The following is a 20,048-nucleotide window of genomic DNA, read 5'->3' on the forward strand; positions in this document are numbered from 1 at the left end:
TGTGCAGGCTCAGCCCAAGCGAGCCCGATGCCTTGCAATCTGCAAACGCACCTGCGCAGGTGCCGTGCCCCCAAGCGTGTTGCGGGCATTCAATGACCCTTGCAGGCTGAGCGGGCCGAACACATCGGCTTCGATGCGGCTGTCGAATTTTTGCAGGGTTTCCAGCGGCAGCTCTGACAAGTCCACGCCCAGGCCTTGCGCGGTCTTGACCGCGTGGGCCACCACCTCGTGCGCGTCGCGGAAGGGCAGGCCTTTTTTTACCAGGTAGTCGGCCAAATCGGTGGCGGTGGCGTAGCCCTTTTTCACGGCGGCTTCCATGGCCGCCGCGTTGACGGTGATGCCGCCTTCTTTTTGGCCCGTGGCAGGGTTGACCTGGCCGCCGACCATTTCGCTGAAGATGCGCAGCGTGTCTTTGAGCGTGTCCACCGTGTCGAACAGCGGCTCTTTGTCTTCTTGGTTGTCTTTGTTGTAGGCCAGGGGCTGGCCCTTCATCAGGGTGATCAGGCCCATCAGGTGGCCGACCACGCGCCCGGTTTTGCCGCGCGCCAATTCGGGCACGTCGGGGTTTTTCTTCTGCGGCATGATCGATGAACCGGTGGTGAAGCGGTCAGCGATGCGCACAAAGCCAAAGTTCTGGCTCATCCACAAAATCAACTCTTCTGAGAAGCGGCTGATGTGCACCATGCACAGGCTGGCGGCTGCGGTGAATTCGATGGCGAAGTCGCGGTCGCTCACACCGTCCAGGCTGTTTTGGCAGACTTGCGGGTTGCCCGCTTCATCGACCATGCCCAGCGTGCGGGCCACGCGTTCGCGGTCCAGCGGGTAGGTCGTGCCGGCCAAGGCGGCGCTGCCCAGCGGCAGGCGGTTGGTGCGGCGGCGCACGTCGACCATGCGCTCGGCATCCCGGCTGAACATTTCCACATAAGCCAGCAGGTGGTGCGCAAAGCTCACCGGCTGGGCCACTTGCAGGTGGGTGAAGCCGGGCAGGATGACCTCGACGTTTTGCTCGGCCACATCGACCAGTGACTTTTGCAGGTCGACCAGCAGGTCGATGATCAGGTCCATCTCGCCGCGCAACCACAGGCGCACATCGGTGGCCACTTGGTCGTTGCGGCTGCGACCGGTGTGCAGGCGCTTGCCCGCGTCGCCCACCAGTTGGGTCAGGCGTGCTTCGATGTTCAGGTGCACGTCTTCCAGGTCCAGCTTCCACTCGAAAGCGCCGGACTCGATCTCTTGCGTGATCTGCGCCATGCCGCGCTGGATGTCGGCCAGGTCGCTGGCGCCAATGATGTTTTGCGCGGCCAGCATCTCGGCGTGGGCCAGACTGCCGGTGATGTCGGCTTGCCACAGGCGCTTGTCAAAGAACACGCTGGCGGTGTAGCGCTTGACCAACTCGCTCATGGGTTCAGAAAAGAGCGCGGACCAAGCTTGGGATTTTTTGTCGAGTTGGTTTGTCATAGGTGGGGGATTTTATCGGGCGGCCAGCCGCGCCCCAAAAACTGACGGTTAGCCCGTGTTGCGCAGCCCCGCCGCAATCCCGTTGATGCTGATGTGAATCCCGCGCTGCACGCGTTCGTCGGCCAGGCCAGCGCGGTAGCGGCGGATCAGCTCGACTTGCAGGTGGTCCAACTTATATAAACAAATTAGAGCTTATTTGTCATGTAAAGTAATATCCTAAGAATTCAATTTATTTGGGGTGAACATGGATTGGTTTGTTTGGTTTGTTTGGTTTGTGGTAGCGGTTGCATTTTGGTTATTGCGGCAAAGCTATGCTAAAAAAGTGGAGACTCAAAAACAAAAGAATGATGAACTTCTTGCTTCGGCAAATGCGAAATTCGAAGCTTATTCCGCAGAAATGCAAGAGTTGCTTGCCAGTGTTCGTGTAAACCTTGATGCGTATGTGGAAAAAACTGAGCGCCAGCTTGCCGACTTGCAGACAAACAATTCAGCGCAGCAAGAATCACTGAAGCGTGAGCTTTCAGATGCAAAAGCTCAGGTTGTCCGTGAGTTGGTGCTACGTCAGAATTTTTCTCTTGAGGCGGAACGGCTTAAAAGTGAAGTAGCAAGTTTGGCACGCTTCAGGCCCATTCTTGATGCTGAAGCTGAGGCTGATAAATTGCGTTCGGAAGCGGAGGTGCTCAAACAAAAAGCAATTGATGAAGCGAATGAAATCAAAGCACAGATGAGTTTAGAAATTCGCGAAAGGCGTGAGCGAATACAGTCTTTGCATGACCAAGCGAATCAGCAGGCAACCCAGATCATTGCGACTGCAAAGCTTCGTGCAGAAGAGGTAGCAGGTGATGCGTACAGGGCATTGAAGCAAGTGGATCAACTTCAAGAAACTGCGACTGCAATCCGCAATCTCATTGATGGCTATGGTGACCGATACTTAAAGCCAACTTTTAGTTGGCTGGATGAACTTGCCGAACTCTATTCATTTGATGATGCGGGTAAGGAGCTTAAATTAGCGCGCGAACGAACCCAAATTATGATTAATTCGGGAAGGGCTGCGACATGTGATTACGTTGAACAAAGTCGACGTAATACTGCCATACGTTTTGTTGTGGATGCATTTAATGGAAAGGTGGACTCCATTCTTTCCAGAACAAAGTCCGACAATCATGGGACTCTTGAACGACAAATTCGTGATGCATGTGCGCTGGTTAATAACAACGGGGGCGCATTTCGAAATGCTCGAATTACAGAAGAATTTCTTCAGTCTAGATTAGATGAGTTGCGATGGGCAATGGCAGTAATTGTCTTAAAGGAGCGTGAACGGGAACAGCAAAGATCTATTCGTGAACGGATGCGAGAGGAGGAGCGTGCCCGTCGTGAAATTGAAAAGGCTTTGAAAGACATCGCTAAAGAAGAAGAGTATCTGCAAAAAGCTATGGAAAAAATTCGTCTACAAGTTGCTAGAGCTAGCGATGAGCAGAAGGCGCAATTTGAAGCTGAATTGAGTTCTTTGCAGGAGCGCTTGCGTCTAGCTGAGGAAAAAAATCAACGAGCTTTATCGATGGCCCAGCAAACAAGAGCTGGTCACGTTTACATCATCTCGAATGTCGGCTCTTTTGGGGATGGTGTTTATAAAGTTGGTATGACTAGACGGCTTGAACCATTAGATCGTGTTCGTGAATTGGGCGATGCCAGCGTTCCATTTGGTTTTGATGTTCACGCCATGATTTGGAGTGAGGATGCTCCTGCACTGGAGCACGCGTTGCATAAAAACTTTGTCCGTTCACAAGTTAATAAAGTAAACCCACGTAAGGAATTTTTTCGAGTTGGTATCGCGGAGCTTCGTGCATCGATAGAGGCGCGTGGGCTTGATGTTTCCTGGACAATGAGCGCTGATGCTGCTGAATACAGGGAAAGTCTAGCTATTGAGCAACGATTGATCACAAACCCTGCGATGGCGAGTGACTGGCTAAACAAGCAAGAGGCTTTTGAAATAGCCGAGGAAATGTCACTTCAGTCTGAGGAGTTGCATGCCATCTAAATAGCGTATGAACCTTGTTTTTGAAGTGGTCTTTAAGTGAATTTATGAAAGGATTAAATATGGGGGCGCATCATTTTTTGATCAAGATTTTCTAATTGTTGATCATGCTCAACCAAATCTGAAACACGAAATTGAGTTATTTGAAAATGCAGGGAAGTTGTTTTTCCGTCTTTGGATAAATGGTCGAAGTGCAGACATTGCCGTGGTTGGCGAAATGACCAAAGAACAAGCCCAGCAACTATCCAAGGCCGCTGAGTGGATGGCATCTAGAGTGAGTTGAAGGACCCACTAATTTATCTCTGAGTCAGCCCGTATTCCGCAGCCCCGCAGCGATGCCGTTGATGCTGATGTGAATCCCGCGCTGCACGCGTTCGTCGGCCAGACCAGCGCGGTAGCGGCGGATCAGCTCGACCTGCAGGTGGTGCAGCGGGTCGATGTAGGGGAAGCGGTGGCGGATCGAGCGGGCGAGCGCCGGGTTGCTGGCCAGGCGGTTTTTCTCGCCCGTGATTTGCGTGAGCGCGTCGGCCGTGCGGTGCCATTCGGCTTCGATGGCGGTGAAGATTTTTTTGCGAAGGCGGGCGTCGCCCACCAGTTCGGCGTATCTGGAGGCCAGTGCCAAGTCGCTCTTGGCCAGCACCATGTCCATGTTGGACAGCAGGGTGCGGAAAAACGGCCATTGGCGGTACATTTTTTGCAGCAAGGCCAGCGCGGCTTTGCGCTCGGCGGCGTCGGGCTTGTCCAAAAAGGCGGCCACCGCCGAGCCAAAGCCCAGCCAGCCGGGCAAGGTCAGGCGGCATTGGCCCCAGCTGAAGCCCCAGGGGATGGCGCGCAGGTCTTCGATTTTTTGCAAGGCCTTGCGCGAGGCAGGGCGCGAGCCGATGTTCAGCTGGGTCAGCTCCTTGAGCGGGGTGGCCCCAAAAAAGTAGTCGGTGAAGCCGGGTGTCTCGTAGACCAACGAACGGTAGGCGGCCATGCTGGCCTCAGACAGTTCGGCCGCGGCGTCGAGAAAGGCCCGGGTGGCGGGCTTGGTGGGTTGCAGCAGCGTGGCCTCCAAAGTGGCAGCCACCAGGGTTTCGAGGTTGCGGCGGCCGATTTCGGGGTTGGCGTATTTGGAGCCGATGATTTCGCCTTGTTCGGTCAGGCGAATCTGGCCGCGCACGGTGCCCGGCGGCTGGGCCAGGATGGCTTGGTAGCTGGGGCCGCCGCCCCGGCCCACGGTGCCGCCTCTGCCGTGGAACATGCGCAAGGTGATGCCGTGGCTGCCCTTGAGTTTGTCAAACAGCTCGACCAAGGCGATTTCGGCGCGGTACAGCTCCCAGTTGCTGGTGAAGATGCCGCCGTCCTTGTTGCTGTCGGAGTAACCCAGCATGATGTCTTGCTCACCGCCCGAGCGTGCAATCAGCGCGGCCACGCCAGGCAGGGCATAAAAGTCGCGCATGATGGGTGCGGCGTTGCGCAGGTCCTCAATCGTCTCGAACAGGGGTACCACGATCAGGTCGTTGTGCGCTTGCGCGTCCAGCGTGCCGCGCAGCAGGCCCACTTCTTTTTGCAGCAGCAGCACTTCCAGCAGGTCACTAACGCTTTCGGTGTGGCTGATGATGTAGTGGCGGATCGCCTGCCTGCCGAAGCTGCGCAGCATGCGCTGCGCCGTGTCAAAAATGGCCAACTCCGACACCGTGTGGGCGCAGTAGTCGGCCCCCGGCACACGCAGCGGGCGGGCGTCGTTCAACAAGCCCAGCAGCAGCGCTTGTTTGGCGTGTTCGTCGAGTTGGGGGTAGTTTTTTTCCACGCGTGCGGTGGTCAGCAGTTCGGCCACCACGGCTTCGTGTTGGTCCGAGCTTTGGCGCAGGTCCACCGTGGCCAGATGGAAGCCAAACACCTCGACTGCGCGGATCAGCGGGTGCAGGCGCTGCGCGGCCAGGGTTTCGGCGTGGTGGCTGCGCAATGACGTCTCGATGACGCGCAAATCGGCCAGAAATTCTTCGGCGCTGGCATAGGGGTTTTGCGGGGCCACGGCGTGGCGGGCGGCGTCACCGCCTGTGAGTTTTTTCAGGGTGGCGGCCAGGCGTGCGTAGATGCCCGTGAGGGCCCGGCGGTAGGGTTCGTCCTGGCGGTGTTCATTGGTGTCCGGCGAGCGCTCGGCCAGGGCCAGCATCTCGGGGCCAAAGGGCACCAGCATGGCCGACAGCGACAGCTCGCTGCCCAAAAAGTGAACCTCGGTCAGGTAGTGGCGCAGGGCCACATCGCTTTGGCGCGTCAGGGCGTGTTCCAGCGTGGGCGCGGTCACGTTGGGGTTGCCGTCGCGGTCGCCGCCAATCCATTGGCCCATGCGCAAAAAGCTGGCAATCGGCTGTCCGGGCAGGGCCGCTTCCAACTCGGCATAGAGCTTGGGAATTTCGCGCAAAAACGTGGCTTCGTAATAGCTCAGCGCGTTTTCGATCTCGTCGGCCACGGTGAGTTTGGTCAAGCGCAGCAAACGGGTTTGCCACAGCTGCATCACGCGGGCGCGCATTTGCAGCTCGTTGGCAGCCAGCTCTTTGGGGCTGAGCGCGTCTTTGGCGGCGTTCACAGCAGCGGCGCGGGCTTTGATGGCGTCGCGCTCGGTCAATAGGTGGGCGATGTCGCGCTCGGCGTCCAGGATGCTTTGGCGTTGCACTTCGGTGGGGTGGGCCGTGAGCACGGGCGAGACATAGCTGGTGGCCAGCATGTCCGAGATGCTGCGTGGCGTGATGCCCGCCCAGCGCAGGCGCTGCAGCGCCACGTCGATGCTGCCTTCTTGGGTGTGGCCCGCCCGCTCGTGGATGGCGCGGCGGCGGATGTGGTGGCGGTCTTCTGCCAGGTTGGCCAGGTGGCTGAAGTAGGTGAAGGCACGGATCACGCTCACGGCGCGGTCACCAGGCAGACTTTTGAGCAGCTTTTTCAGGGCCTTGTCGGCTTCGTGGTCGGCGTCGCGCCTGAAAGCCACCGAGAGTTTGCGGATTTGCTCGACCAGCTCGTAAGCCTCGGGGCCTTCTTGCACCCGGATCACGTCGCCCAAGATGCGTCCCAGCAAGCGGATGTCCTCGACCAAAGGGCGTTCGCTGTCGCGTTTTTCGCGTGTTGTACTGCGCGTTGGGGCGAGGTCGGGCAAGGCGGTGTCGGGGGCGGCCAGTTTCATCGTGTGCTCGGGGATAGGGATTGGGGTATTGCAGGGTGTCAATTTCCCTTGACATTATGCTAGCATCGCCAGAAGAGACAAATGACCCACTGATTTCATTCGGATGGGATCAAATTTTTTTTCAGGAACCCCGCTGTGACCGAGACCACCCAACCCTCTATCGTCATCGCCACCCGTGAGAGCCGTTTGGCTTTGTGGCAGGCCGAACATGTCAAATCTTTGCTGGAGGGGCTGGGCTGCTCGGTCAAGTTGCTGGGCATGACGACCCAGGGCGACCAGATCCTGGACCGAAGCCTGTCCAAAGTGGGCGGCAAGGGCTTGTTCGTCAAGGAGCTGGAGGTGGCGCTGCAAGAGGGCCACGCGGACATCGCGGTGCACTCGCTCAAAGACGTGCCCATGGACATGCCCGAGGGTTTTGAGTTGGCCTGCGTGATGGAGCGCGAAGACCCCCGTGACGCTTGGGTGTCGTCGCAATACGCCCGACTGGAAGACTTGCCGCCTGGCGCGGTGGTGGGCACCTCGAGCCTGCGCCGCACGGTGTTGCTGCGGGCCTTGCGGCCTGATTTGAAGATCGAGCCCCTGCGCGGCAACCTGGACACGCGCCTGCGCAAACTCGACGAAGGCCAGTACGCGGGCATTGTGCTGGCGGCAGCGGGCCTCAAGCGCCTGGGTCTGTCTGAGCGGATTCGCCATATTTTTGAAACAGAGCACATGCTGCCCGCTGCAGGGCAGGGTGCTTTGGGCATCGAGATCCGCAGCGACCGGGCCGATCTGCGTACCCTGCTGGCCCAGCTGGCCGATGCGCCGTCTTGGCGGCGCGTGGCGGCCGAGCGGGCGGTGAGCCGGGCCATGGGCGGCAGCTGCTCTATGCCTCTGGCCGCCCACGCCACCATCGAAGGCGGTGTACTCAAGTTGCAAGCGGCTTGGGGCGATCCAGAGGGCAGCACCACCTTGGTCACGGCCGACGCGCAAGCCAGCACCGATGGCCTGCAGGCCGCTGAGGCGCTGGGCCTGAGCGTGGCGCAAGCTCTGCGCGCCGGCGGAGCGCATTGAGGCCGGGCGCTGACATGGCGCTGGCGCCCTTGAACGCCGCGGCAGAGGCCCCACGGGTGATCGTCACCCGCCCCGAGCGTGAGGCGCAAGCATGGGTCCATGCTTTGCAGGCCCTGGGCGTGCCCAGTGAATCGCTGCCCTTGATTGAAATTGCCGGTTTGCAAGACCCATCGTCCTTGACGAGCGCATGGCAAGCTGTGCCCCGATATTTGGCGGTGATGTTCGTCAGTGCCAATGCCGTGCGTCACTTCATGGCAGCGCGACCGCTTGGTTCGCCGATTCATGCATGCCGAGCTTGGTCAACGGGGCCAGGTACCCGGGCGGCTTTGCTGGCAGAGGGCTGGCCGGCCGAGTTGATCGATTCTCCTGACGAGACCGCGCCGCAGTTTGACTCGGAAGCTTTGTGGGCCTTGGTCGCCCCACGCGCGATCGGTGCCAGCCAAGCCATGAACAAGGCAGGTGCTAAGACCGCTGTGCAGGCTCAAGCCGTGGTGTTGATCGTGCGCGGTGCCGATGCACAGGGCGAATTGGCTGGGCGTGACTGGTTGGCTTTGCAGATGACATCTGCCGGCATCCAGGTGCTGCAGACGGTGGCGTATGTGCGCCGTGCCCCCCAACTGAGCGCGGCGCAACAAAGCCGTGCAAGACAAGCCATGAGCGACGGCAGTCGGTGGTTGTTCAGCAGTTCAGAGGCAGCGCAGCACTTGCTGCAGGCCTGCCCAGATTTGAATCTGGACAGGGCCAAAGCCTTGGTCACCCACCCGCGGATTGCCCTCCGATTGAAGCAATTGGGCTGGTCGTGTGTAGATTTGGTGCCGGCAGGCCTCAAGGCTCAGGCGCAGTCTATAAAATCCATGGCATGACACCCCCTTCAGCAGACCTTCCAGATACTCAGCCCGCCAGCGAGCCGCACGTTTCTGGCGCAAACACTGCGCAACGCTCTTGGTGGGTCTTGTTTTTGGTGGGCACTTTGGCCTTACTGGCCTTGTTGTCCTCTGTTTTCTTGTGGCAAAAGCTTTCTCGGATTCAAGAGCAGTTGGCCCGTCAGAGTGCCGACTCTGGCGTCCAGGCCTTGGAAGCCAAAACTTGGGCCAAACAAGCCCAAGAAACCGTGAAAGACAGCGCGGCCAGAGTCGCGCTCTTGGAGGCACGTTTAGCAGAGGTGGCCTCGCAGCGCACCCAATTGGAAGACCTGATGCAGAGCCTGTCGCGGTCTCGCGATGAAAATTTGTTGGTCGACATCGAATCGGCTTTGCGCATCGCCCAACAGCAAGCGCTGATGACCGGCAGCACGGAACCCTTGGTCGCTGCGCTGCAGTCGGCTCAAAAGCGGGTGCAGCGCACGGTACAGCCGCGGTTGATGCCCCTGGCGCGCACTTTGGAGAAAGATCTGGAGCGGATCAACAGCCTGCCAGGCTTTGACTTGCCGGGTTTGATGCTCAAGCTCGACGAAGGCGTTGTTTTGGTCGACGGCCTGGTGCTGGCCAACGCTGCCACGTCCCAGCAAAGCCGACTGAGCCAACAGCCCGAACCCTTGGCCAACGCCACCCCCATATCTTGGTGGATGGCCGGTTTGACCCGAATGGGGGATGAGTTCAAGAGCTTGCTTCGGGTCAGTCGCATTGACTCACCAGAGGCCGCCTTGCTGTCGCCAGAGCAAGCCTTTTTCGTGCGCGAAAACATCAAGCTCAAGTTGCTCAATGCACGCTTGGGTCTGCTGGCGCGTCAGAAAGACGGTGTGCGTGCTGACCTCCATGCATCGGCCATTTTGGTTCGGCGTTACGCCGAGCCGCAATCGCGTCGCACCACCCAGTTGTTGCAGCTGTTGGAGCAAACCACGGAACAAGTGCGAACGGCCGAGGTCCCCCGCATCGAGGCCTCTTTGACGGCCCTCAGCGCGGCTGCGGCTGCAAGGTAAATCAACATGCGTGCAGCTTTGTGGCTCATCATTTTGTTTGCCTTGGCTGCCGCCGGCGCTTGGCTTGCGGGAAACAACCAAGGCACGGTGAGTTTGTTTCTCTACCCGCACAGGGTGGACATCTCTCTGAACCTGGCGTTCTTGATGGTTTTCTCGGTCGTTTTGCTGGTGATTTTGGCCCAGCGTGCACTGGAGGCTTTTCTTTCCTTGCCCCAAAAGGCCCAGCGCTGGCGCTTGCAACAAAAAGAAAGGGCCAGTCACGCCGCATTGCTCGATGCCATCGGCCACTTCATGGCTGGCCGATTCTTGCGAGCCCGCAAGTCGGCCGAGCAAACATTGAACAAAGAGGCTTTGCTGGCGGCTGCAGGCGTTCAATTGGAGCATGCCGCCGCATTGAGGACTTTGGCGCACATCGTGGCCGCCGAGGCCAGCCATGCCCTGCAAGACAAAGTCCAACGTCAACAACATCTGGAACTGGCCTTGGCCCAAGCCACCCACAGCCAGGGTAGCGGGGGGCAAACTTTGTTGGAAGGTTCTTTGTTGCGATCGGCGCGCTGGTTGTTGGACGACCGGGATGCCGCTGCCAGTTTGGAACAACTCAAAGCATTGCCAAATGCCGCCAGTCGTCGCATGGTAGCCATGCGCCTGCAGCTCAAGGCCTCGCGCTTGGCGGGACAAGCTGGCCAAGCGCTGGAGACCGCCACATTGCTGGCCAAGCACAAGGCTTTTTCACCAGCTGCAGCCGAAAGCTTGGTATCACGCTTGGTCTTGGAATTGATTTCACACACGCATGACGCCGATACCTTGCAGCGCACTTGGCTGCGCTTGACCCCAGCGCAGCGCATGATGCCCGAGATCGCTTCGGAAGCGGTTTTACGTTGGTTGAAATTGGGTGGAGCCCCTGCTATTGCCCGGTCTTGGTTGCAGGATTTTTGGGGTCCCATGCAGTCGCAGCGTTCGAATTGGTCGCCAGATCAGCTGCTCCGGGTGGTGCAAGCCTTTGACGCCTGCTTGCCCAGTGTCGATGCCCCAGATGCCTTGGACTGGCTGTCGCGCCTGGAGTCTGCGCAGCAGGCACAGCCCAGAGCCGCCCATTTGCAATACTTGGCTGGCATGCTTTGCCTGCGACACCGCCTCTGGGGTAAAGCGCAAGGTCTGTTGAGTCAAGCGACGAAGAATCTGCAGAGCCCAGCGCTCAAGCGAAATGCCTGGATGGCTTTGGCCGAACTGGCCGAGCAACGTCAAGACCTTGCCGAGGCCACAGCCGCTTGGAAACAGGCTGCCCAGTGCGCAGCCAATTGATTGGGTAACACCATGCCTAAAGCGTCAGCCGCTTGGAGCGTGTGAAAGGGGATCAGCCAAAAAAACCGGGCCACTCAGGCCCGGTTTTTTGTTGGCTCAGAACACCTGTATTGTGATCAGAAGGGTACCTTCAAAGTATTCAGGTCTTTGCGTGTTTCCACCAATACCAAGGGGCCTTCATTGAGCACCACGGCTGGAGGACGCTCGCGAGGCACACGCACCGGTTTGGGCTCTGCTGCGATGGCCGCTTGGACGGCCGCCACTTTGGCGGCGTCAGAGTTGACCCAAACCAAACCCGACGATTGGGCAATTTGCGTCAAGCTATCGATGGGCAGATCGAAGCGGCTGACGGACGGCAGTCCCTTGGAGGGGGCTGCTGGCGTTGTGGCTGCGGTCGGTGCGGGGGCCTCGGTCTTTGGTGTTGCAACAGGTGTGGCGGCCGCAGGTGCCGAGACCGGCGTGGGTGCAGGCGTGTGGGCGGGCGATTCAGCGGCCATGTCTGCAGAGGGTGCAGCGGCTGTGGTCATCGATGAAGCTTCGGGCGTCACTTGGGGTGCTGGGTCCGGTGCTGCTGTCGAAGGCGCTGGGGTGGCTGAAGCTTGCGCACGTTCAAAGTAAGAGCGGCCCGCTGGTCTTTCTTCGGCTTTCGCAGGTGCTGGCGTTTCTGTCGTCAGGGCAGCAGCGTCGGCCTGGCCTTCTTCTGTGGCGTTGTCTTGGCGTGTTTCTCCATTGCGTTCGCGGCGATCACGGCCGTAACGGTCACGTGAACGACGCTCACGGCGTTCGCCCGTGTTTTCGGTGCTTGCGCCTTCGGCCGATGGGTTGCCTTCCAAGGCATCCGCTGAGCTGGCAGTTGCGTCGGAACCATTCAGTTCAGGGACAGGTGCTTCGGCTGGGCGACGATCGCTCCGATCGCCGCGTTCACGACGACCTTCACCGCCACGCTCAGCTCGTTCACGGCGACCTTCACGCGGCGCGCGTTCTTGGCGCACTTCGGTGCCATCGGCATTCAGCTCTGCCGGCGCATCGGCGCGGGATTCTGCGCGTGTGTCGGTGCGCGTTTCGCCACGGTTTTCCCCGCGGGTTTCAGATCGGCCATCGCGACGGCCTTCGCGCGCGGGGCGCTCACCGCGTTCTGCTCGTTCACCACGAGCGGGCTTGGCTTCGCCTTCGCGGCCTTCGATGCGTCCTTCTCCGCGGCGACCGCCTTCGCGGGGTGCCCGGACCTCGCCATTGGCAGCTTCGCTGCGCTCACCACGGCGACCGTCTCGTCCACCTCGGCGGCCATCGCCACGGTTGCCATCGCGGCCTCCCTCACGCCCACCATCACGGCGAGCTTCACGTGCCTTGTCGTCTTTTTTGTCTGAGGTGGCCGGTGCAGGTTCAGACGACGAGCCGCTGAACAAGTTCTTCAACCAAGCAAAGAAACCACCACTTGCAGTCGCTGCAGGCACAGGGGCTGGTGGGGGGGCAGGCTTTTTGGTGTTGGTTTTGGGCGCTGGGGGCTCTGCCTTGACGGGCGCCGCAGGCGCGGGTGCATCGGGCAGCACGCCCTTGATGACTGGGGTCTGCTTGTTGGTGGGCTCTTGCGAGCGGCGCGTCACGGTGGTCGCGTTTTCAATCTCTTCGGCCATCTTGTAGCTGGCTTCGATGCGGTCCAAGCGTGGATCGTCGTGCTTCAAGCGCTCGAGTTTGTAGTGCGGCGTCTCCAGTGACTTGTTGGGCACCAGCAGCACATTGATGCGTTGCTGCAGCTCGATCTTGGCGATTTCGGAGCGCTTTTCATTGAGCAGGAAAGACGCGACTTCGACAGGCACTTGGGCGTGCACAGCGGCGCTGTTGTCCTTCATGGACTCTTCCTGAATGATGCGCAGAATTTGCAACGCCGAGCTCTCGGTGTCGCGGATGTGGCCTGCACCGCCGCAGCGTGGGCACGGAATCGATGCGCCTTCGCTTAAAGCAGGCTTCAAACGTTGTCGGCTCATCTCGAGGAGGCCGAACTTGCTGATCGAGCCAAATTGCACGCGGGCACGGTCCTGGCGCAACGCGTCGCGCAAGCGGTTTTCTACTTCACGGCGGTTCTTGGCTTCTTCCATGTCGATGAAGTCGATCACGATCAGTCCGCCCAGATCGCGCAAGCGCATCTGGCGGGCCACTTCGTCGGCGGCTTCCAGATTGGTGCGGGTGGCGGTTTCCTCGATGTCGCCGCCCTTGATGGCGCGGGCCGAGTTCACGTCCACCGAAACCAAGGCTTCGGTGTGGTCGATCACGATAGCGCCGCCTGACGGCAGCTGTACCGTGCGGGCATAGGCCGACTCGATCTGGTGCTCAATCTGGAATCGGGAAAACAGCGGCGCGTCGTCGCGGTAGCGCTTCACGCGTGGGGCGAACTCGGGCATCACGTGGCTCATGAACTGTTGAGCCTGGTCGTAGATGTCATCGGTGTCGATCAGGATGTCGCCGATGTCGTTGTTGAAATAGTCACGAATCGCGCGGATGACCAAGGACGATTCCTGGTAAATCAGGAAAGCGCCTTTGCCCTGGGTGGCGCCGTCAATCGCACTCCACAGCTTGAGCAGGTAGTTCAGGTCCCACTGCAACTCGGGCGCGGACCGGCCAATGCCTGCGGTGCGGGCGATGATGGACATGCCCTTGGGGTATTCCAGCTGATCCATCGCCTCTTTGAGCTCGGCCCGGTCGTCGCCCTCGATACGGCGGCTGACGCCACCGCCACGGGGATTGTTGGGCATGAGCACCACGTAACGGCCAGCCAAGCTGACGAAGGTGGTCAGAGCCGCACCCTTGTTGCCGCGCTCTTCCTTTTCGACCTGCACCAGCAGGGATTGGCCCTCTTTGATGACATCTTGGATGCGGGCTTGGCTGACAGACACGCCTTCAGCAAAGTATTGGCGGGAAATTTCCTTGAAGGGCAAAAAACCGTGACGGTCTTCGCCGTAGTCCACAAAGCAGGCTTCGAGTGAGGGCTCGACGCGCGTGACGATGGCTTTGTAGATGTTGCCCTTGCGTTGCTCGCGGCCTTCGATTTCGATTTCGTAGTCTAGGAGTTTTTGTCCATCGACAATGGCCAAGCGTCGCTCTTCAGCTTGCGTGGCGTTGATCAGCATCCGTTTCATGATGCGTTCCTTTTCTGTTCAGCTTGGCATTGGCGCAGAAAGTGACTGCGCTCAAAACCTGTTTACACAACCGGCTTTGGGTCTTGGAAGCCGCAAAGCCCACGTTGCCGGAGCTGACGCCTGAAACGAAGGGAATTGCCGAAGGTGACCGACCACTCAGCTGTGCATGAGCACAGGAATGGGGGTCGTGGCGCGTGGATGGGGCGAGTCAAAAGGTGTGCAGATATTTGTCCACTGCCGAGGGTTTCCCTCGGTGTCTAAGACAAACTGTTGGGCACAAGGCGTGACGGAAACGCACGGCTTCGTGAGCCATTTCATCCACATCAGCAAAGTTCCGAACAACACAACCATCTCGCTTTGATCCGTTGAGCAGCGCCTGGGTGCTGCTCAACTTGGGGTATTCCGTATCTGGGTTTCTGGGCGTCGGCCCAACCTCCGGGGCGTTTTGCCACTGTCGGCGCTGGCCTTCAGTCTGCAAAATCGTGCCGAGGGTGGCATCGACCATCTGGTTTGGCGCGGTGGTGGTGGACTAAACTCCTGCTCTCAGGAATTCATTTCCATTTGAATCAACCACTTACAGCCAATTGCCAGTGAATCACATTATAGGGTCCAAGTCTGCCGATTCGACGCCTGCCGTCAAATGGTTGTTGGTGGACGAGGAGTCGGCCGGTCAGCGATTGGACAACTTTTTGATGCGTCATTTGAAAGGCGTGCCCAAAACCCACGTTTACCGCATCATCCGCAGCGGTGAGGTGCGCATCAACAAGGGCCGTGCTTCGGCCGAGACCCGGGTCGAAAACGGTGACGAAGTTCGTTTGCCGCCTGTGCGTGTTTCCGAAAAAGTCGCAGAAAAAGCCGTCCATCCAGTCCCGAGTCGTGAATTCCCCATCTTGCTCGAAGACGACAGCCTGATGGCCATCGACAAACCCTCGGGCGTGGCGGTGCATGGTGGTTCCGGCGTGAGTTTTGGGGTGATTGAGCAATTGCGTCAGGCCCGTCCTCAGGCCAAGCTGTTGGAGCTGGTGCACCGTCTGGACCGCGATACCAGCGGCATTTTGTTGGTGGCCAAAAAGCGCAGCGCACTGAAGCACCTGCAAGACCAGTTTCGCGAACGCGAGACCGGCAAAACCTATTTGGCTCTGGTCAAAGGGGACTGGCCTGCCAAGCTCAAGGTGATTGACCAGCCGCTTCACAAATTTTTGCTGCCAGGCAAGGATGGCATGGAAGGCGAGCGCCGCGTCAAGGTGACCACCGCCGATGACCCGGACGGCATGCGGTCGATCACCTTGGTCAAGGTGGCCCAACGCCTTCAGGGGGCCACTTTGCTGGAAGTGACCATCAAGACTGGCCGTACCCACCAGATCCGGGTGCATTTGTCCTCTCAAGGCCACCCGATCGCGGGCGACGACAAATACGGTGATTTCGATTGGAACCGTCAGTTGCTAAGGCCGGGAGCCACTCCGGGCCTGAAGCGCATGTTTTTGCATGCCTGGCGCTTGCAGTTCAACCACCCCGTGACCGCCGAGCGCGTCGCTCTGCAAGCCGATTTGCCTTCCGAATTGAAAGCTTACGTTGACCATGCCCAACTCAAGACCTCGACAGTTTGACCTGATCGCTTTCGATTGGGACGGCACTTTGTTCGATTCCACCGCCATCATCACACGCTGCATTCAGCGGGCCGTGGTGGATGTGGGTGGGCAAGAGCCGACCCGTGAGGCCGCTTCTTATGTGATTGGCATGGCGCTCATGCCCGCCCTGGCCCATGCCGCACCGGATGTGCCCAAAGACAAATATCCGGCGCTGGGCGAGCGCTACCGCCACCACTACCTTCAGCACCAAAACGACATCAGTCTGTTTGATGGGGTGCTCGGCATGCTGGACGAGCTGAAAGCCCGGCACCATTGGTTGACGGTGGCCACCGGAAAAAGCCGTCACGGCCTGAACGAGGCTCTGCAGGCGGTCGAGTTGCGTCACCGTTTTGATGGTTCACGCACGGCCGATGAAACCGCGGGCAAGCCCAGCCCCTTGATGCTGCACGAGTTGATGCGTGAGTTTGGCGTTGAACCCGAGCGCACCTTGATGGTTGGCGACACCACGCACGACCTGCAAATGGCGCTGAATGCCGGGTGTGCCAGCGTAGGCGTGAGTTATGGCGCCCACGAGCCCGAGGCCTTTCACGCCCTGAAACCGCGCCATGTGGCCCACAGCGTGCGTGAACTGCACGACTGGTTGCTGCAACACGCCTGACGCCAGAAATAAGGAGTGCCCATGGAACCCACGGTCCCTTTGTGCAACAGCGCCGACTTGGTCAATGGCGGGCGTGCTATTCCCTTTGACATCGTGTATGCAGGGCAGACATGCCGGGCTTTTGCCATCCGCTACCAGGGCCAGGTGCACGCGTATCTGAACCGCTGCACCCATGTGGCCATGGAGATGGATTACCAGCCGGACCGGTTTTTTGACAACACTGGGCGTTGGTTGATGTGTGCCACACATGGTGCTACCTACGAACCGGACACAGGGACGTGCTCGGGTGGTCCGTGTCGCGGTGGTTTGGTCTCAATAGGCTTGTCAGAGCGTGATGGTGTGGTTCACTGGCATACTGCCTACAACTTAAAGCCTGTTGAATTTTGACCATGCAAGACCCTCAGGACAACACGTCCAAGCCCTTTGAGACTTCACCCTTGCCGCCAGCAGACGCTGTCCAGTCGACTGCTTTCGCCGCTCAGGACACTTGGGCGCGCGAAACTTTGGAAAAACTGGCATTTGCCAACTTGAAAGAGCAGCGAAGCGATCGCCGCTGGAAATTGGGTTTGCGCTTGGCTTGGATGGGAATTGTCATTTTTGTCATTTGGCAAATTTTCAGCCTCGGTTCGCCCGCGACCAGCCCCAGCTTTCCGCATACCGCTTTGGTGACCATCGTGGGGGAAATATCCTCAGACACCGAGGCCAGTGCAGAAAATGTCATGTCGTCCATGCGCACCGCGCTTGAAGACCCAGGCTCCAGGGCTCTGGTGCTGCTGATCAACTCACCGGGCGGCAGCCCCGTGCAGGCCGGTTTGATCAACGATGAGATCACCCGATTGCGGGCGCTGCACAACAAACCTATCTACGCGGTGGTGGAAGAGTCTTGTGCCTCTGCGGCTTACTACATTGCCGCTGCCACAGACCAAATCTTTGTGGACAAAGCCAGCCTTGTGGGCAGCATCGGGGTCTTGATGGACGGCTTTGGTTTCACGGGCTTGATGGACAAGTTGGGCGTGGAGCGTCGCTTGATGACGGCCGGTGAGAACAAAGGATTTCTGGACCCCTTCAGTCCTCAAACCGGGCCTCAGCGCGTGCATGCCCAGGCCATGCTGGATCAGATCCACAAGCAATTCATTGACGTGGTCAAAAAGGGCAGGGGGGATCGGCTCAAAGACAGCCCTGGCCTATTCAGCGGTTTGTTTTGGAGCGGGCAACAAGCCGTGGATTTGGGCTTGGCCGACAGCTTGGGCAGTGTCGACGGCGTGGCCAGAGATGTGGTCAAGGCCCCCGATGTGATTGACTACACCCAGCGTGAAAATGTGGCCGAGCGCCTGGTCAAGCGTTTTGGCGTCGCGGTGGGCGAAGGCTCTGTTCGTTTGTTGAACAAGCCAGCGGCCTTGCGCTGACTCTCACGCCACCCCAACATCAAGGCCCGATGGCGTAAACCGCGGGCGTATGACCATCAGGGCCTTGTCTGCCCTTTTTCCATTGGGCAACGCTGTGGCTTTGGATGTTGACCGATGGCAAAGTCAGGCCGCTGGCAATGGCCAGCCGAGTGGCGGCTTGCAGGCTTTGCAGCAAGCCGTCCAGCATGGCGGCATTGCGGTAAGGCGTTTCTATCCACAACTGGGTTTGGCCGGTTTTGTGGGCCAATGACTCCAGCTGCTTGATGCGAGCCGACCGCTGCGCCGCGTCTTGCGGCAAATACCCCACAAAAGCAAAATTTTGTCCGTTCAGGCCACTGGCCGCGAGAGCCAGCAGCAAAGACACGGGGCCCACCAGCGGCACCACAGAGATGCCCAGATCGTGCGCGGCCCGCACCACTGAGCTGCCCGGGTCGGCGACCGCTGGCATGCCTGCTTCGCTGACCAGACCCACATCGAGTCCTTGCAAGGCTGCGGCCAGCAGCGGTTTGCCATCAAAGCCGGACTGGTGGTCGCCTTTTTTGTGCACATGGCGCGGCAGCTCTGTGATGGTTTGTTCGGGCAGGGGGGCGATCAAGCTGTGGGTCTCGCCCACTCGCTTTAAAAATGCCCGTGTGCTTTTGGCGTTCTCGCACACCCAGTGTTGGATCCGCGCGGCGCAAGCCAGGGTGTGGATCGGCAGCACATCGCTGATATGGGCTTGTTCGGCGCAGCCAAAGTCGAGGGGGGTGGGCACTAAAAAAAGACGCCCTTTGGGTGGCTTGGGCGCGTTCACAGGAGTTTTACTCCGGCTTGGCGCAGCAATCGGGCGGTGCGGATGAGGGGCAATCCGATCAGTGCGGTCGGGTCATCGTTGTCAATCGACTCCAAAAGGGCAATGCCCAAGCCCTCGCTTTTGGCGCTGCCTGCGCAGTCGTAGGGCTGTTCGGCCTGCAGATATGACTCGATCTCCTCGTCGCTCAAGTTGCGAAAGACCACCCGCACCTCAGCCAAATCAACTTGCTCAAAGCCCGAAGCCAAGCAAACCACCGCCAAAGCGGTCTGAAAAATCACGGTTTGGCCACGCATTTGGCGCAACTGGGCAACCGCACGGGCGTGTTCGCCGGGTTTGCCCAAGGGTTGACCCGCCAGATCGGCCACTTGGTCGGAGCCGATCACCACCGCTTCGGGGTGAAGCGCAGCAACCGCTTGGGCTTTGGCCAAAGCCAAGCGCAAGGCTAAAGCCCTGGGGAGCTCGCCTGCCAGAGGTGTTTCGTCCACTTCAGGTGCTGTCACCTCAAAAGGAATGCGCAGACGCTCCAGCAACTCGCGCCTGTAGCGCGAGGTCGAACCCAGCACCACAGAGCGGCTGACGGGGCTGTGAAGGGGTGATTGGGCAGAAGTCGTTGTCAAAGCGCAGATCTCAATGTGTTCAGAGGGGTGATTCTCTTACACTGCTGCCATGGATAAAAAAATGGACCCCCAACACTTGGATTTGCTGTCCTTTGCACGCGAGGGTTTGGCCCTGAGCGGCGAGGCTGCTTTAGCCGATTGGCCTCGTTTGGCGCTTGAGCAGCACGGGCAAGAACTCGCGGCCGGGGCTGTGCATTGGCATCTTCAGGGCCGAGTTGTGGCTCAGGCGGGTGCTGCAGACCAAATTTGGCTGGATTTGCGGGCGACGGTGCCACTGCCCATGCAATGCCAGCGCTGCCTGACAATGGTTTTGGAAGAGGTTTGCGCAGAACGCTCCTTTCGTTTTGTGGCCGATGAGGCCACTGCAGCCGCCTTGGACGATGAGTCAGAGGAAGATATTTTGGTCATCAGCCGAGACTTTGATGCCTTGACTTTGATCGAAGACGAGCTGATTTTGGCCATGCCGTTGGTGCCCTTGCACGAGGTATGCCCAGAGGTTTTGCCCACGTCGGTGGCCGACCCGGAGTTCGAAGTCGCCTCCGAGCGTCCCAATCCGTTTGGCGTCTTGGCGGGTCTCAAAACAGGTGTGTCCAAATAAGTTGCATGCTGCCGACGTGGCTTGGGCTATAATCGTGAGCTTCGCTTGGTGCGCCAAGTGACATCCCTTCAACCAGAAGCTGCGTTCACATCGTCGCGGCCTCCAAGCTTTCAAGGAGCCACCATGGCCGTCCAACAAAACAAAAAGTCGCCCTCCAAGCGCGGCATGCACCGTTCGCACAATGCACTGAACGTGCCAGGTATCGCTGTGGAGCCAACCACTGGCGAGACACACTTGCGCCACCACATCAGCCCCAACGGTTTTTACCGTGGTCGTCAAGTGATCAAAAACAAATCGGAAGCCTGATCGGCCCGCAGCCCTCAAGCC

Annotated in this window: 16 protein-coding genes and 1 pseudogene; 11 read left to right on the top strand and 6 right to left on the bottom strand. The window is 59.2% G+C overall.

What is annotated here, in order from left to right:
• Nucleotides 1-9: 9 nt before the first annotated feature.
• Nucleotides 10-1,458 carry an argininosuccinate lyase gene (gene argH, locus ABWQ00_RS04955; RefSeq protein ID WP_353237568.1) on the bottom strand — a complete coding sequence of 483 codons (1,449 nt, stop codon included), beginning with the start codon at nucleotides 1,456-1,458 and terminating at the stop codon, nucleotides 10-12.
• 48 nt (nucleotides 1,459-1,506) lie between these two features.
• Nucleotides 1,507-1,629, bottom strand: a pseudogene (locus ABWQ00_RS04960) (phosphoenolpyruvate carboxylase); the annotation flags it as partial.
• Nucleotides 1,630-1,702: 73 nt separating this feature from the next.
• On the opposite strand from ABWQ00_RS04960, the gene ABWQ00_RS04965 reads away from it, so the two are divergent.
• Complete coding sequence (locus ABWQ00_RS04965; protein WP_353237570.1) at nucleotides 1,703-3,496, top strand: SNIPE associated domain-containing protein; 1,794 nt, start codon at nucleotides 1,703-1,705, stop codon at nucleotides 3,494-3,496.
• Between the two features lie 304 nt (nucleotides 3,497-3,800).
• On the opposite strand, the gene ppc is transcribed toward ABWQ00_RS04965, so the two are convergent.
• A complete protein-coding gene (gene ppc / locus ABWQ00_RS04970; RefSeq protein WP_353237571.1) occupies nucleotides 3,801-6,653 on the bottom strand; it encodes a phosphoenolpyruvate carboxylase in 2,853 nt (950 codons plus the stop codon).
• Between the two features lie 135 nt (nucleotides 6,654-6,788).
• Here ppc and hemC point away from each other — a divergent pair, with 135 nt between their 5' ends.
• The 4 genes from hemC to ABWQ00_RS04990 are packed head-to-tail and all read left to right on the top strand — an operon-like array spanning nucleotide 6,789 to nucleotide 10,926.
• Nucleotides 6,789-7,706 carry a hydroxymethylbilane synthase gene (gene hemC, locus ABWQ00_RS04975; RefSeq protein WP_353237572.1) on the top strand — a complete coding sequence of 306 codons (918 nt, stop codon included), beginning with the start codon at nucleotides 6,789-6,791 and terminating at the stop codon, nucleotides 7,704-7,706.
• A gap of 14 nt (nucleotides 7,707-7,720) precedes the next feature.
• Nucleotides 7,721-8,569 (top strand): uroporphyrinogen-III synthase, encoded by an 849-nt coding sequence (locus ABWQ00_RS04980; RefSeq protein ID WP_353237573.1) that lies wholly within the window; start codon nucleotides 7,721-7,723, stop codon nucleotides 8,567-8,569.
• Nucleotides 8,566-9,624, top strand: a complete 1,059-nt coding sequence (locus ABWQ00_RS04985; RefSeq protein ID WP_353237574.1) for a uroporphyrinogen-III C-methyltransferase — start codon at nucleotides 8,566-8,568, stop codon at nucleotides 9,622-9,624. Before ABWQ00_RS04980 ends, ABWQ00_RS04985 begins: the two co-directional genes overlap by 4 nt.
• Before the next feature lie 6 nt (nucleotides 9,625-9,630).
• Nucleotides 9,631-10,926 carry a heme biosynthesis HemY N-terminal domain-containing protein gene (locus ABWQ00_RS04990; protein ID WP_353237575.1) on the top strand — a complete coding sequence of 432 codons (1,296 nt, stop codon included), beginning with the start codon at nucleotides 9,631-9,633 and terminating at the stop codon, nucleotides 10,924-10,926.
• Between the two features lie 116 nt (nucleotides 10,927-11,042).
• Here ABWQ00_RS04990 and ABWQ00_RS04995 read toward each other — a convergent pair whose 3' ends face one another.
• Nucleotides 11,043-14,060: an Rne/Rng family ribonuclease gene (locus tag ABWQ00_RS04995; RefSeq protein WP_353237576.1), complete on the bottom strand. Its 3,018-nt coding sequence runs from the start codon at nucleotides 14,058-14,060 to the stop codon at nucleotides 11,043-11,045.
• A gap of 590 nt (nucleotides 14,061-14,650) precedes the next feature.
• On the opposite strand from ABWQ00_RS04995, the gene ABWQ00_RS05000 reads away from it, so the two are divergent.
• The 4 genes from ABWQ00_RS05000 to ABWQ00_RS05015 are packed head-to-tail and all read left to right on the top strand — an operon-like array spanning nucleotide 14,651 to nucleotide 17,713.
• A complete protein-coding gene (locus tag ABWQ00_RS05000) occupies nucleotides 14,651-15,667 on the top strand; it encodes an RluA family pseudouridine synthase (protein ID WP_353237577.1) in 1,017 nt (338 codons plus the stop codon).
• The gene (locus tag ABWQ00_RS05005; RefSeq protein WP_353237578.1) at nucleotides 15,639-16,307 is read left to right on the top strand and encodes an HAD family hydrolase; all 669 of its coding nucleotides are present in this window, start codon (nucleotides 15,639-15,641) and stop codon (nucleotides 16,305-16,307) included. Before ABWQ00_RS05000 ends, ABWQ00_RS05005 begins: the two co-directional genes overlap by 29 nt.
• 21 nt (nucleotides 16,308-16,328) lie before the next feature.
• Nucleotides 16,329-16,694, top strand: a complete 366-nt coding sequence (locus ABWQ00_RS05010; protein WP_353237579.1) for a Rieske (2Fe-2S) protein — start codon at nucleotides 16,329-16,331, stop codon at nucleotides 16,692-16,694.
• A 2-nt stretch (nucleotides 16,695-16,696) separates the two neighbouring features.
• Nucleotides 16,697-17,713 (top strand): S49 family peptidase, encoded by a 1,017-nt coding sequence (locus tag ABWQ00_RS05015; RefSeq protein ID WP_353237580.1) that lies wholly within the window; start codon nucleotides 16,697-16,699, stop codon nucleotides 17,711-17,713.
• A 19-nt stretch (nucleotides 17,714-17,732) separates the two neighbouring features.
• Here the strand turns inward: ABWQ00_RS05015 and ABWQ00_RS05020 are convergent, their stop codons facing one another.
• Together ABWQ00_RS05020 and ABWQ00_RS05025 are read right to left on the bottom strand one after the other, a co-directional pair.
• Nucleotides 17,733-18,467 carry an SAM-dependent methyltransferase gene (locus ABWQ00_RS05020; RefSeq protein ID WP_353237581.1) on the bottom strand — a complete coding sequence of 245 codons (735 nt, stop codon included), beginning with the start codon at nucleotides 18,465-18,467 and terminating at the stop codon, nucleotides 17,733-17,735.
• Nucleotides 18,468-18,502: 35 nt separating this feature from the next.
• Nucleotides 18,503-19,069 (bottom strand): Maf family nucleotide pyrophosphatase, encoded by a 567-nt coding sequence (locus ABWQ00_RS05025; protein ID WP_353237666.1) that lies wholly within the window; start codon nucleotides 19,067-19,069, stop codon nucleotides 18,503-18,505.
• 115 nt (nucleotides 19,070-19,184) lie between these two features.
• Between ABWQ00_RS05025 and ABWQ00_RS05030 the strand changes: the two genes are divergently transcribed.
• A complete protein-coding gene (locus ABWQ00_RS05030) occupies nucleotides 19,185-19,721 on the top strand; it encodes a YceD family protein (RefSeq protein ID WP_353237582.1) in 537 nt (178 codons plus the stop codon).
• A 123-nt stretch (nucleotides 19,722-19,844) separates the two neighbouring features.
• A complete protein-coding gene (rpmF, locus tag ABWQ00_RS05035; protein ID WP_353237583.1) occupies nucleotides 19,845-20,027 on the top strand; it encodes a 50S ribosomal protein L32 in 183 nt (60 codons plus the stop codon).
• The last annotated feature ends 21 nt before the right edge of the window (nucleotides 20,028-20,048 follow it).

Source organism: Limnohabitans sp. (assembly GCF_040400975.1).
Classification (GTDB): domain Bacteria; phylum Pseudomonadota; class Gammaproteobacteria; order Burkholderiales; family Burkholderiaceae_C; genus Limnohabitans_A.

Bases quoted from the DNA above. Each gene is read 5' to 3' on its own strand.
- argH (WP_353237568.1), bottom strand. From the start codon at position 1,458: ATGACAAACCAACTCGACAAAAAATCCCAAGCTTGGTCCGCGCTCTTT.
- ABWQ00_RS04965 (WP_353237570.1), top strand. From the start codon at position 1,703: ATGGATTGGTTTGTTTGGTTTGTTTGGTTTGTGGTAGCGGTTGCATTT.
- ppc (WP_353237571.1), bottom strand. From the start codon at position 6,653: ATGAAACTGGCCGCCCCCGACACCGCCTTGCCCGACCTCGCCCCAACG.
- ABWQ00_RS04980 (WP_353237573.1), top strand. From the start codon at position 7,721: ATGGCGCTGGCGCCCTTGAACGCCGCGGCAGAGGCCCCACGGGTGATC.
- ABWQ00_RS04985 (WP_353237574.1), top strand. From the start codon at position 8,566: ATGACACCCCCTTCAGCAGACCTTCCAGATACTCAGCCCGCCAGCGAG.
- ABWQ00_RS04990 (WP_353237575.1), top strand. From the start codon at position 9,631: ATGCGTGCAGCTTTGTGGCTCATCATTTTGTTTGCCTTGGCTGCCGCC.
- ABWQ00_RS04995 (WP_353237576.1), bottom strand. From the start codon at position 14,060: ATGAAACGGATGCTGATCAACGCCACGCAAGCTGAAGAGCGACGCTTG.
- ABWQ00_RS05005 (WP_353237578.1), top strand. From the start codon at position 15,639: ATGCCCAACTCAAGACCTCGACAGTTTGACCTGATCGCTTTCGATTGG.
- ABWQ00_RS05010 (WP_353237579.1), top strand. From the start codon at position 16,329: ATGGAACCCACGGTCCCTTTGTGCAACAGCGCCGACTTGGTCAATGGC.
- ABWQ00_RS05015 (WP_353237580.1), top strand. From the start codon at position 16,697: ATGCAAGACCCTCAGGACAACACGTCCAAGCCCTTTGAGACTTCACCC.
- ABWQ00_RS05030 (WP_353237582.1), top strand. From the start codon at position 19,185: ATGGACCCCCAACACTTGGATTTGCTGTCCTTTGCACGCGAGGGTTTG.
- rpmF (WP_353237583.1), top strand. From the start codon at position 19,845: ATGGCCGTCCAACAAAACAAAAAGTCGCCCTCCAAGCGCGGCATGCAC.